Below are 11,934 nucleotides of genomic sequence, written 5' to 3'. Positions count from 1 at the left end.
TCCTCAGTGTCGACGCCGGAAGCATGTCCGGCGCCTACCCGCGCTCCCCCGCCGCATTCCTCGGCACCCGCGCCCCTGCGTGGTACCGGGTTCAACCACTTGGGGGGACGGGGGCGGGGTGTGGCGGCTCGGGAACCGGGCAGGCGCACGCCATGGCCGAGGAAACCGAGGCAGGACGGGCGGGTGCGTCCCCGCCTCCGGAGCGCATCGCCGAGCCGTGGGGGCGCCGCACGCCGTACGGCCGGGGGGAGACCTGGCCCGCGCGGGTCGACTCGTACCTCGCCGACGGCGCCGGCCCCGTCGACCACTGGTACCCGACCGCATCCAACCTCCATTCGAACGGGGACGCGATGGAGCTGGCCGTCAAGGACGGCCGGCTCGTCGGCGTCCGGGGGCTGGCGGGCGACCGGGTCAACCGCGGCCGCCTCGATCCCAAGGACCTCTACGGCTGGCAGTCCATCGCCTCCCCGGACCGCCTGACCCGGCCGCTGATCCGGGTGGACGGCGTCCAGCGGGAAACCGACTGGGACACCGCGATGGCCCGCGTCACCGACCGCACCCGCGCGCTCCTCGACGGGCCCGGCCCTTCCTCCATCGGCTTCTACACCAGCGGTCAGCTGTTCCTGGAGGAGTACTACGCGCTGGCGGTCATCGCCCGCGGCGGTCTGGGAACCAAGCACCTCGACGGGAACACCAGGCTCTGCACGGCCACCGCCGGCGAGGCCCTCAAGGAGTCCTTCGGCTGCGACGGCCAGCCCGGCTCGTACGAGGACGTCGACCACGCCGACACCATCGCCCTCTTCGGGCACAACGTCGCCGAGACCCAGGGCGTGCTGTGGAGCCGCATCCTGGACCGTCTCGCGGGGCCCGAACCGCCCGTCCTGCTGTGCGTGGACCCCCGGCCGGGCCCGGTGTCCGAGGCGGCCACGCTCCACCTCCAGCCGCTGCCCGGCACCAACCTGGCCCTGATGAACGGCCTCCTCCACGAGGTGAGCGCCGGCGGCTGGACCGACCCCGCGTACATCGAGGCGCATGTGGCCGGCTTCGACGGCCTGGCCCGCCAGGTGGCCGGTTTCCCGGCCGAGGCCGCTGCCGCGGCCACCGGGATACCGGCCGAGCAGATCCGTATCGCGGCCCGTCTCCTCGGCCAGGCCGGCCGCCTGCTGTCGACCGTGTTGCAGGGCTTCTACCAGTCCCACCAGGCCACGGCGGCCTCCGTCCAGGTCAACAACCTGCACCTGATCCGCGGCATGCTCGGGCGGCCCGGCTGCGGCGTGCTGCAGATGAACGGTCAGCCCACCGCCCAGAACACCCGCGAGTGCGGGGCCGACGGGGACCTGCCCGGCTTCCGGAACTGGGCCAACCACCGCCACGTCGAGGAGCTCGCGAAGGTCTGGAACCTCACTCCCGACCGCATCCCGCACGACGGCCCGCCCACCCACCTCATGCAGATGATCCGCCTCGCCGAAGAGGGCTCCCTGCGCATGCTGTGGGTGTCCGGGACCAACCCCGCCGTCTCCCTGCCGGAACTGGAGCGGATCCGCTCCGTACTCGGTCAGGACCGGCTGTTCCTCGTCGTCCAGGACCTCTTCCCGACGGAGACGACCGCGTTCGCCGACGTGGTGCTGCCCGCCGCCGGCTGGGGCGAGAAGACCGGCACCTTCACCAACGCCGACCGCACCGTCCACCTCTCCCTCAAGGCGGTCGACCCGCCCGGCGAGGCCCGCCCCGACCTCGACATCTTCCTGGACTACGCCCGGCGGATGGACCTGCGCGACTCCTCGGACGCGCCGCTCGTCCCCTGGCAGGGCCCCGAGGAGGTCTTCGAGGCGTGGAAGGAATGCAGCCGCGGCCGCCCCTGCGACTACAGCGGACTGGGCTACGCCCTGCTGCGCGAACGCGGAGGCATCCAGTGGCCCTGCACCGCCGAACGCCCCGACGGTACCGAGCGCCTCTACACCACCGGCGACTTCCGCAGCCGTCCCGAGGACTGCGAGACCTACGGCCGCGACCTCCTGACGGGCACCCCGCTCGACGAGGACGCCTACCGCTCCCTGAACCCCGACGGCAAGGCGGTCCTGCGCACCGCCGCCTACAGCCCGCCGCCCGAACAGCCCGACGCCGACTACCCCCTGTGGCTCACCACGGGCCGCACCCTGTACCAGTTCCACACCCGGACCCGCACCGGCCGCGTACCGGAACTGCGTGCCGCGGCGCCCGACATGTGGATCGAACTGTCCCTCGCCGACGCGGCGGAGGCCGGCATCGGCGAAGGGGACCTGGCCGAGGTGTCCACCCGGCGCGGCACGGTCCGCGCCCGCGCGCGGATCACCGGCATCCGTCAAGGCGTCCTCTTCCTGCCGTTCCACTACGGGTACTGGGACGCGCCCGACGGGAGCGGCCACCACCGGGCCGCCAACGAACTCACCCCCACCAGCTGGGACCCGGCCTCCAAGCAGCCACTGTTCAAGTCCGGCGCCGCCCGCATCGCCCTGGCGGCCCGCCGCACCGGCCCGGCCCCCGCCCCCGTGACCACCGCCTCCGCGCCGGTGGGGCCCACCGGCGCGTCCGCGGCCGGCCCTGGAATGTCCCGCCCCGTGCATGGGTAGGCGCCGGGCATGAACGAGACAGAGCAGTGGAAACCGGGCGAGGTCGTCCCACAGAGCGGCATCTACGCCTGTGACTGCGGAAAAGAACACCTGTGGAGCAAGAGCACCGATGTCCGCGGGCACCGCTTCCCGCCCCTGCCCTACGACTGCTCGGGGCAGGCGTGGACCCTGCGCACCCAGGCCCACCCTGAAGCGGACTGACGACCGCCGTGCGGCTGCGGACGAGTGATCCCCATGCGGCCGGCTGGCGTCGAACGCGCCACGGCCGCGGCTTCCGCTACCTGGACACGGCCGGCGGGCGTCTCTCCGAGCCGGACCGGGAGCGGATCCGTGCCCTCGTGATACCCCCGGCCTGGCAGGACGTCTGGATCTGCCCGTGGCCGAACGGCCATATCCAGGCGGTGGGCACGGACGCCGCCGGGCGACGCCAGTACCTCTACCACCCGGCGTTCCGGGAACAGCAGGACACCGCCAAGCACGAGCACGTCCAGCGCGTGGCCCGCTCGCTGCCGCGGCTGCGGGAGCAGGTGACGCGGGATCTCGCCGGGCGCGGCCTGTCCCGGGCCCGGGTCCTGGCCTGCATGACCCGGCTGCTCGACATGGGGTTCCTGCGGATCGGCGGCGAACGCTACGCCCGCGACAACGGGAGCTTCGGACTCACCACGCTCCTGCGGGAGCACGCCGCCTGCAGGAAGGGCGAGATACGGCTGGACTTCCCGGCCAAGTCCGGCAGGACCGTCACGCGGGCGCTGGTGGACGAGCAGGCCCACGCGGTGGTCCGGGCGCTCCTGCGGCGCAAGGACGACGGGCCGAGACTGTTCGCCTACTGGGGCCACGGCGCGTGGCACGAGGTCCACGCGGAGGACCTCAACTCCTACCTGCGGGACGGGTCGGGGCAGGACGTGACGGCGAAGGACTTCAGGACCTGGTACGCCACCGTGCTCGCCGCCGTCGCCCTCGCCGTCTCCGCGAGCACGGCCGATGCCCCGCGTGCCCGGCGCGGCCGGGTGGTCGCCCGCGCCGTGCGCGAGGTCAGCGACTATCTGGGAAACACACCCGCCGTCTGCCGAGCCTCCTACATCGACCCCCACGTCATCGAGCTCTGGGAGGACGGGGAGACCATCGCCCCTTTCCTCGGCAAGCTCGGTGAGGACGGCCTCTTCGGCCGGCCGGCCACCCACGGCGAGGTCGAGCACGCCGTCCTGCGACTCTTGCGAACGGGCCACGTGTGACCACCCGTCCGCCCGGGCGTGGGAGCGGAGCCGGTCACGAGCCCGAGCGTGACGGGTGCGCGGGTGGCACGGTCGTCCCGCGGTGCCTGATGTTGACGGCCGCGGCCTTGGCCAGCGCCACCGGGTTCAGGAAGCGCAGCGGGCCGATCAGGCGCGATGCGAACAGGTGCATGTGCCGCGCCACCGCCTCGTCGCGCGCCGCCGCCGAGAACACCAGCCGTTCCACGGGGTTGAACGGGCGGGCCTTGGCGAAGTCGGCGGCCAGGTACTGGTGACCGCTCAGCCGGCGCCGGTGCCGGCGTGCGTAGGTGGCGAGCGCCCTGTCGAGGTCGCGGGCGTCGCCCCGACCGGCCGCCGCCGCGGCGACCGCATCCGCCAGCCATTGCGCGGACTCCAGGGCCCAGCCGCAGCCCACTCCCCACAGGGGGTCACCCGTCAGGGCCGCGTCGCCGATGAACGCGACGCCCGGTGCGGTCGGCCTGCGGCTGTGGAGCGGGTAGTCGACCGTACCGATGAACTTCGTGATGCGCTCGGCGGAGTCGACGGACGGCGCCTCGGGCAGGGCGCGGACGAACGCGAGGAAGCTGCCCTCCAGATCTTCCCGGAAGGCGGGCAGCCGCTTCTTGTCCGGGAGGACGGCGACGACCGTCACCCCGTCGTCGTTCGGGAACGCGTACGCCATGTCGGGTTCGAGGAACCAGGCGTGGGCGACCCCGTCGCGCAACGGAAGATTGCGGAAGTGCGCGAGGTAGCCGAACCGCGTGTTCTCGTACTGCCGGGCAGGCACCCCGGCGAACTTCGCCACGGCCGAGTCCTTGCCGTCGGCGCCGATCACGAGGCGGGCCCGGATCTCGCGCTCGCCCTGGGGTGTCGAGGCGCGCACCCCCACGGTTCGCCCGGCTTCCCGGAGCAGCCCGGTCACCTGGTGGCCGAGGAGCAGATCGACGCGGGGGGTCTGCCCCGCACGGGACCTGATCAACGGGTCGAGGGTGCTGCGCCGGATGTTGTACCCGTACGGCAGCTCCGGGCCCGCCGGCGCGGCCCTGGGCTCGATCCACCCCCAGCGGGTGTACCAGCGGGCCGCGTTGCGGACGGCTCCCGCCTTCTCGAGGGCGGGGATGAGGCCGAGTTCGTCGAGCACCGGGTACGCGTTGGCCGTGAGGGCGTGGGTGCACAGCACCTTGTACGCCTCGGGGTCGGAGCGGCGTTCCAGCAGTGCGACGCGGACACCGCGTCGAGCGAGCAGGATCGCCGCGGCGCTGCCGGCGAGGCCGGATCCGCTGATGACGACGTCGTAGTCGTGCTCGTGCTCGTATCCCGCGCTCTCGGGCTCGGTCATGCCCTGATCGCCCCCTTCGGGTGTTTCGGGTGTGGTGCCGCTCGTGGGAGTGGTGCAGAGCCACTGGAGTCATGAACATGACCATCTGTCAAGAGTCGCACTCACCGATGCGGCGGCCAACGGGCGCGGGGCACACCCGTGACGCGTTGACCGCTGCCACCGTTCGGCGGGTCCTACTGTTCTGGTCGTCGCGCAGTCGCGGCGGTGAGCCACCAGGGTGAGGAGGCGCATGCCGGCCCGCTCGCGGGACGACTCTCCGGAGGGCGACAGCCCCGGCCGGGTGTGGCTGTGTTTGCGGCGTGCGTGCCCTGTGCGCTGCTCGTGGTGGAGAAGCTCGGCTCCGCGCTCTCGCCCGTGCCGCTCGTCCTCGGGATCCTCGCCTCACTCGCCGGGTACGTGCTGGCCGTACGGGCCCTCGTGGGGGAGAAGTTCCGGCAGCGTTCGCTCCGCTCCCGGATCCTCGTGTGGTCCGCAGCCGCAGCGCTGTTCCTCGGCAGTGTCGCCGTGCTCTTCGCCTTCCGTCCCCCGCCGCCGCTCGCCCGGATGAGCGGAGCGCGCGACATCGCCGTCGTCGGATTCGCCCAGCAGGAGGGGCGGCGGGACAAGCGGGCACTGGCCGACCTCGCGGCGACGTTCGCCCACGACATGACGGGCCGGATCCCCACCGCGACCGACGTCCGCAGCTACGCCGGCGAGGTGGCGCTCCCGCTCGCCGAGCTGGAGGGCGCCCACCGGAGTCTTCTGGAGCGGAAGACGGCCAGGTTCGCCGACGAGACCAACGCCGAAATCGTCGTGGGCGGCCTGGTGACCATGGACCCGGCCGGCCAGACCACGCTGCGGCCGGCCGTCTACGGCTCTACCGCCTGGCGGAGGACCGGGAGGGCAGCGAACGGGCGGTGCTGGAGCGCCGGGTCGGGGAGGTCGTCATGCCGGGGTTCCGCATCGCCGTGTTCACCGTCCCCCAACAGCTGTTCCGGATCGTCAGTGGCGTCGTGACCGGCTGGACCCGGCCGGTCGCCGTCGGGCCCCATCAAAGATCCCGGAGAAGTCCACAGGCGGCGCACCCCTCGCCGGGTTCCGGATGCGAGACTGGCGCGCGAACAGGACGGCAAGTGGACAGGGCGGGTGGCGCAGTTGAGCATCAGCGTCGAGGGACAGATCGACATATCGGGTCCGGTGGGCAAACTGCTCCACCGGCGGCGACTGCAGAACGCCACGGTGATGCAGTCCTTCGGCATTGATCCCGTCACCGGCGAGATCTTCGTCCTCCAGGTCGTCGAGGGCGGTCTCACCCTCCCGGGCGAGTCCGGCCCCAAGACCGGCGGACAGCGGGCGTACGCGGGCGACCTGGCCGTGACCCGGCTCAGCCAGGCGGGCGCCATCACCGGGTACATGTACCTGCGGGGCTTCGGCCACGGCGTGTCCATGGGCGTCGAACACCACGACGGGGTCTCGCGGTTGTGGACGGAGACGGCGTCCATCCCCATGGGCGCCAACGTGCCGGAGGAGGAGAAGGAGGGCTACGGCACCGCCGTCACCCACTTCGAGTTCCGCAACGGCGCGGTCGTCGACTCCGGTTCCTCGCAGCTCGCCGACCCGTACCGGCCGGTGGCCGGTGCCACCAACGTCACCTGCACCGTCGACCCGACGACGAACCGGGTGGTCGTCCGATTCAAGAGCGGCAGCACCATGTTCGAGGCCTACGACCTGGACAAGGCCAGGGCCGGCGACTGGACCCCGCTGACCCGGATCACCCAGCCGGACGCGAAGGGCGTCTTCCAGGGGTACGCCTCCCTCGGCGGCGTGCTGTACATGCTGGCCGGGCAGGGCTACTCGGACGTGGTCAAGCCGCCCGGCAACGCGTACCTGACCGCCGTGGACTGGGCCACCGGCGCCGTCCTGGACCAGCAGTTCACCGGCGCCGCTCCCGGCCTGGAGCTGCGCGAACCCGAGGGGATGGCCGTATCGGTGCGGGACGGGGTGCAGTACGTGCACTTCGGGTTCGCCGGCGAGGAGCCCGGCCCGCGGACCTGCACCATCCTGTCGCTGTCCGGGGCGCCGGAGGTCGACGGGGTGAAGGTGCTGGCCGACTGGCAGCCGATCCCCCTGGCGAGCGGCGTGACCGCCGACGTCCGGGCCCCGCAGGGACGGCTCATCGGCATCGCGGGGACGACGGTGCTGCAGCTCAGTGGCGGGGTGAAGGGGACCTTCGACGCGGACGTCCGGCTCGGTACGCTGCCCGACGCGCTGGCGCCGAGCATGGCCCTCCAGGGCAGTGTGCCGCGCAACAACAGCGGCGGAGTGTGCACCGCGCGGGCGGAGGCGAACTCCGTCCGGGAGCTCTGGCTCTACGGCGGTCGCTCCACGAACCCCGTCACGTGGGCCCAGTTGGACAACTTCAGCGTCGTCTGGCGCTGACGTCCCCCTCGGCCCGCTCCCCCCTTTCCCCTCCCGTGCGCCAACCCCTCCGCCTAGGTCAAGGAGACCGCCCAGCCATGTCCCACAACCGCCGCCGCATCCTCGGTGCCGCGCTCGCCCTGCCCGCCACGCTGGCCACGACGAGCCTGGTGGCCGCCACCCCGGCCGCCGCCGCGGGGGGTGTCGAGGCCCAGCCGTGGACCGACCTCCTGCTCGAACCGACCGTCACCGCCCAGACGGGAGCGACGCCGCAGGTCCGGCTGATCACCATCGCCGGTACGGTCTTCCTCCAGGCGCGCGGCTCGGTGACCTGCAACCTCGCCGCCGACGCGAAGATAGCCACCCTGCCGGCCGGGCTCCGCCCCACCGCGCTGGTCCGCGCCACCGCACCGCGCAACAACAGCCAGGGCATCAACGCCTGCCGCTTCGAGGCCAACACCGCCGGGTCCGTGACCATCTACGGCGGCAACGCGGGAAACCCGATCACCTGGGTCCAGTTCGATTCCGTCCAGACGATCTGGCGCTGACGGACACGGCCGGCCGGTAGGCAGCGGGCCGTTCAGGTGATCTCCCGGACGGACGCGCCCGTGTTCCGGGCCCGCCTGACCCCGCCGCCCGAGCTGTCCCTTCTCATGGAACGGGCTGCCCCGCCCGCCGCCCGTCCGCCGCATCGGAGGAGGTCCAGTCAGGCATGACGCCCCCCGCACGCATCGACGTCCACCAGCACGTGATCCCGCCGGACCGAAGTCGCGCCATCGGCGAGCGCGCCGCCGCCATCGGCTGGCCGGCGCCCGCATGGGACGAGCGGAGTGCCCTCGCGATGATGGACCGGCGGTCGATCGCCACCGGTGTCCTGTCGTACGCCGCCCCGCTCGCGGCTCCCGACGACCCGGTCGGCGCCCGCAACTCGGCCCGGAGCGTGAACGAGTTCACCGCCGAGCTGGTCAAGGACCGGCCCGAGCGCTTCGGGCAGTTCGCCGCCCTGCCCCTGCCCGACGTGGACGGCGCCCTCATCGAGGCCGCCTACGCACTGGACGTCCTGCACGCCGACGGTGTGATGGTCCTGTCCAACGCCCACGGCCGGTATCTCGGCGACCCGGCGTTCGAGCCGCTGTGGGCCGAACTGGACGCCCGTGCCGCCGTCGTCCTCGTCCACCCCACGGCCCCGCCCGGCACGATGGTTCCGGGCCTGCCCAGCCCGCTGGTCGACTTCCCGTACGACACGGCCCGTACCGCCCTGCACATGGCCGTCAACGGCGTTCCGGGCCGGTACCCCCGGCTGAAGCTGATCCTGCCGCACGCCGGCGGCTTCCTGCCGTACGCCGCGCAGCGGTTCGCCGTCGCCGCCCACCTGCACCCGGGATCCACCCCGCAGGGCCTGCTGAGCGAGCTCCGGCGGTTCTACTTCGACACCGCCATCTCCGCCGGCCCGGCCGCCCTGCCGTCTCTGCTCGCCTTCGCCGCGCCCGGACACGTGCTGTACGGCAGCGACTTCCCCATGCTCCCCGAGGAGTGGGGTACGGGCTTCGACACCGGCCTGGACGACTACCCGCACTGGCAGGACGGACAACTGCACGCCGTCAACCGCGGCAACGCCGAACTGCTCATCCCCCGCCTCGCGCAGGCCTGACCCGACGGGCACGCGGACACCCGTCGGGCACGCGCCGCCCGGGATCAGCGGCTCACAGCGGTTTCCCGCTCCATGCGCGTCAGCTTCTCGGGGTTGCGCACGGAGTAGATGCCGGTGATGGCGCCCTCGTCGATCCGCAGGGCCACGACCAGGTCGATCTCCCCGTCGATCCGCACGACCAGAGCCGGATGCCCGTTGATCTGGGCCGGCTCCACCGTCGCGACGGGTCCCCACACCGCCACGCCGGCGGCCAGCATGCGGCCCACCTTCTCGGCTCCGACGATGGGCCGCGGCACGGCCTGCTTGATGTCTCCGCCGTCGCTGAGGGCGACCACGTCGGGCGCGAGGAGGTCGAGCAGGCCCTGCAGGTCTCCCGTCTCGACCGCCCGCTGGAAGGCCCCGAGCGCGGCCCGGGCCTCGCCCCTGGAAACGGCACCGCGTGGTCGGCGCGCGGCGACGTGCGCCCGTGCGCGGTGGGCGATCTGGCGGACCGCGGCCGGGGTCTTGTCGACGGCCTCCGCGATCTCCTCGTACCCGAGGTCGAACACCTCGCGCAGCACGAACACCGCCCGTTCGGTCGGTGCGAGCGTCTCGAGGACCAGCATCATCGCCATCGAGATGCTCTCGGCCAGCTCGACGTCCTCGGCCACGTCCGGCGCGGTGAGCAGCGGCTCGGGCAGCCAGGGGCCCACGTACGACTCCTTGCGCCGGCCGAGCGTGCGCAGCCGGCCGAGGGCCTGCCGGGTGGTGATCCGGACCAGGTACGCGCGCTGCTCGCGCACCGAGTCGAGATCGGCGCCCGTCCAGCGCAGCCAGGTCTCCTGGAGGACGTCCTCCGCGTCCACCGCCGACCCGAGCATCTCGTAGGCAATGGTGAAGAGCAGCTTGCGGTGGGCGACGAACGCCTCGGTGGCGGGGTCGGGCCGGCGGCCGTCGTCGTCGCTCATGCCTGTGTCTCCTGCTTTCTTCGCTTTCGGCTGTGTCACCCCCAAGACACCGCGTCCCGCGGTTCTGTGACACCGCACCCCGTGTGACGCGCGACACGTCCGACCAGTCACCAAGGCGGGAGGCCGACATGAAGGTGGTAGTGGTGGGCGCCGGTTACGCGGGCATGTTCGCGGCGCGACTTCGTGGAGCGCGTACGGCTGCACCAGCAGATCGCGGGGACGGCGGCCGTGGTGACGCCCGTCGCGTCGATGCTGCGCGAAGGGATCACTTCGCTGGTCGGCACCGTCGACCGGATCGGGGACGGGTACGTCGTCCTCGAAGACGGCACGTGCCGGTGGGCACCTGGGAGGGCGCCGAGCGGGCGCGCGTGGCGCTCGCCGCCCTCCCCGCACCGGGCGCGCCGCGGCCGTGATCAAGGAGATGGCGTCCCGCGGCGGAAAGTACGGCGCCCGTACGGGAACCGGCGCCTGAGCGGGTTCCGCGGCGCCTCCCGTCCTGACGGCCCCCGGCTCGGACGGGCCTGGGGGCCGGGGGCGGGAGGTCATCGCAGGGCGAGCGGGACCTCGGCTTCGATGCCGGACAGCTTCTCCGGGTTGCGGACGAAGTAGAGGCCGGTGATGCCGGTGTCCTCGAGACGGATCGAGATGATGCCGTCGACCTCTCCGTCCACGTGGACGAGGAGGGCCGGGTTGCCGTTGACCACGGTGAGGCCGACGGCGATCGTGTGAGGGGACCTGCCGGTTCCGCCGACGATGAGGCGGGCCACCTTGTCGGCGCCGACGATCGGCCGCAGCGCTGCCTGCTTGATGCCGCCGCCGTCGCCCATGTAGACGACGTCGGGGGCGAGCACGTTGAGGAGGCCCTGGAGGTCGCCGGTTTCGAGCGCGCGCTGGAGCGACTCCAGCGCCGCCCGGGTCGCACGGGCGGAGGCCGTCTGGCGGGGGCGGCGGGCATCGACGTGCCGGCGGGCGCGGTGTGCGATCTGGCGGACGGCCGCCGGGCTCTTGTCGACGGAGGCCGCGATCTCGTCGTAGCCGACGTCGAAGACCTCGCGCAGCACGAACACGGCGCGCTCGGTCGGCGACAGCGTCTCGAGGACGAGCATCATCGCCGTCGACAGGCTCTCGGAGAGCTCGACGTCCTCGGCCACGTCCGGCGCGGTGAGCAGCGGCTCGGGCAGCCAGGGGCCGACGTACGACTCCTTGCGACGGCTCAGCGTGCGCAGCCGGTTGAGCGACTGACGGGTCGTGATCCGGACAAGGTAGGCACGGTGGTCGCGCACCTGCTCCAGGTCGATCTCGACCCATCGCAGCCAGGTCTCCTGGAGGACGTCCTCGGCGTCGGCCGCCGAGCCGAGTATCTCGTAGGCGACGGTGAAGAGCAGGTTGCGGTGGGCGATGAAACTATCGGTCGCCGGGTCGGCGGCTTGCTCGCTCATCTCTCCACCCCTTGTACGTGCGGACGGACGTGATCTTCGGCGGTCTTCAAGCGTGCATCCACAGCACGGTCCCTTTCCCTGGCGGCCGTTGGCACCCCAAGTTGATCATGATCCACCGCCGAAAGGGCCCTTGACGAGCGCATTCGTGCAGCGGCGCCCCGCGATATGGGCGTCGCCGCACGATGTGCGCACCGGATCCCCTGCTCAGTGTGCCTGTTCGGCGGGGGCGGGGGCCGGGGTCTGGGTGTGGGGGGCGGCGGCCTGGAGCATCCGGGCGCGGGTGTCGCCTCCCTTCATGCGGTGCAGGCCGTACCCGCCGG

The 11,934-nt window shown here is 72.6% G+C and carries 10 protein-coding genes; 7 read left to right on the top strand and 3 right to left on the bottom strand.

The window, feature by feature from the left end; translation table 11 throughout:
• Positions 1–152 precede the first annotated feature (152 nt).
• The 3 genes from ACFTXQ_RS05950 to ACFTXQ_RS05940 are packed head-to-tail and all read left to right on the top strand — an operon-like array spanning position 153 to position 3,841.
• Positions 153–2,609 (top strand): molybdopterin oxidoreductase family protein, encoded by a 2,457-nt coding sequence (locus ACFTXQ_RS05950; RefSeq protein WP_382636296.1) that lies wholly within the window; start codon positions 153–155, stop codon positions 2,607–2,609.
• A 9-nt stretch (positions 2,610–2,618) separates the two neighbouring features.
• A complete protein-coding gene (locus ACFTXQ_RS05945) occupies positions 2,619–2,810 on the top strand; it encodes a hypothetical protein (RefSeq protein WP_382636294.1) in 192 nt (63 codons plus the stop codon).
• An 8-nt stretch (positions 2,811–2,818) separates the two neighbouring features.
• Positions 2,819–3,841, top strand: coding sequence for a DNA topoisomerase IB (locus ACFTXQ_RS05940; RefSeq protein WP_382636292.1), 1,023 nt, complete (start codon positions 2,819–2,821; stop codon positions 3,839–3,841).
• 34 nt (positions 3,842–3,875) lie between these two features.
• On the opposite strand, the gene ACFTXQ_RS05935 is transcribed toward ACFTXQ_RS05940, so the two are convergent.
• Positions 3,876–5,180, bottom strand: a complete 1,305-nt coding sequence (locus ACFTXQ_RS05935; RefSeq protein WP_382636290.1) for an NAD(P)/FAD-dependent oxidoreductase — start codon at positions 5,178–5,180, stop codon at positions 3,876–3,878.
• 303 nt (positions 5,181–5,483) lie between these two features.
• Between ACFTXQ_RS05935 and ACFTXQ_RS05930 the strand changes: the two genes are divergently transcribed.
• The 4 genes from ACFTXQ_RS05930 (at position 5,484) to ACFTXQ_RS05915 (ending at position 9,228) form a co-directional block, all read left to right on the top strand.
• Entirely contained in the window at positions 5,484–6,176 is a 693-nt protein-coding gene (locus ACFTXQ_RS05930; protein WP_382636288.1) for a hypothetical protein, read from the top strand.
• A gap of 138 nt (positions 6,177–6,314) precedes the next feature.
• Positions 6,315–7,598, top strand: a complete 1,284-nt coding sequence (locus ACFTXQ_RS05925) for a hypothetical protein (protein ID WP_382636286.1) — start codon at positions 6,315–6,317, stop codon at positions 7,596–7,598.
• 77 nt (positions 7,599–7,675) lie between these two features.
• Positions 7,676–8,125 carry a hypothetical protein gene (locus tag ACFTXQ_RS05920; protein ID WP_382636284.1) on the top strand — a complete coding sequence of 150 codons (450 nt, stop codon included), beginning with the start codon at positions 7,676–7,678 and terminating at the stop codon, positions 8,123–8,125.
• A 164-nt stretch (positions 8,126–8,289) separates the two neighbouring features.
• Positions 8,290–9,228: an amidohydrolase family protein gene (locus ACFTXQ_RS05915; protein WP_382636283.1), complete on the top strand. Its 939-nt coding sequence runs from the start codon at positions 8,290–8,292 to the stop codon at positions 9,226–9,228.
• A 44-nt stretch (positions 9,229–9,272) separates the two neighbouring features.
• Here ACFTXQ_RS05915 and ACFTXQ_RS05910 read toward each other — a convergent pair whose 3' ends face one another.
• Together ACFTXQ_RS05910 and ACFTXQ_RS05905 are read right to left on the bottom strand one after the other, a co-directional pair.
• A complete protein-coding gene (locus ACFTXQ_RS05910) occupies positions 9,273–10,175 on the bottom strand; it encodes an RNA polymerase sigma-70 factor (protein ID WP_382636281.1) in 903 nt (300 codons plus the stop codon).
• Between the two features lie 542 nt (positions 10,176–10,717).
• Positions 10,718–11,614, bottom strand: coding sequence for an RNA polymerase sigma-70 factor (locus ACFTXQ_RS05905; protein ID WP_382636279.1), 897 nt, complete (start codon positions 11,612–11,614; stop codon positions 10,718–10,720).
• Positions 11,615–11,934 lie beyond the last annotated feature (320 nt).

Source organism: Streptomyces sp. NPDC057010, from assembly GCF_042673805.1.
Classification (GTDB): domain Bacteria; phylum Actinomycetota; class Actinomycetes; order Streptomycetales; family Streptomycetaceae; genus Streptomyces.
This window is presented reverse-complemented; position numbering and strand designations above follow the sequence as displayed.

Bases quoted from the DNA above. Each gene is read 5' to 3' on its own strand.
- ACFTXQ_RS05945 (WP_382636294.1), top strand. From the start codon at position 2,619: ATGAACGAGACAGAGCAGTGGAAACCGGGCGAGGTCGTCCCACAGAGC.
- ACFTXQ_RS05935 (WP_382636290.1), bottom strand. From the start codon at position 5,180: ATGACCGAGCCCGAGAGCGCGGGATACGAGCACGAGCACGACTACGAC.
- ACFTXQ_RS05910 (WP_382636281.1), bottom strand. From the start codon at position 10,175: ATGAGCGACGACGACGGCCGCCGGCCCGACCCCGCCACCGAGGCGTTC.
- ACFTXQ_RS05915 (WP_382636283.1), top strand. From the start codon at position 8,290: ATGACGCCCCCCGCACGCATCGACGTCCACCAGCACGTGATCCCGCCG.
- ACFTXQ_RS05920 (WP_382636284.1), top strand. From the start codon at position 7,676: ATGTCCCACAACCGCCGCCGCATCCTCGGTGCCGCGCTCGCCCTGCCC.
- ACFTXQ_RS05905 (WP_382636279.1), bottom strand. From the start codon at position 11,614: ATGAGCGAGCAAGCCGCCGACCCGGCGACCGATAGTTTCATCGCCCAC.
- ACFTXQ_RS05950 (WP_382636296.1), top strand. From the start codon at position 153: ATGGCCGAGGAAACCGAGGCAGGACGGGCGGGTGCGTCCCCGCCTCCG.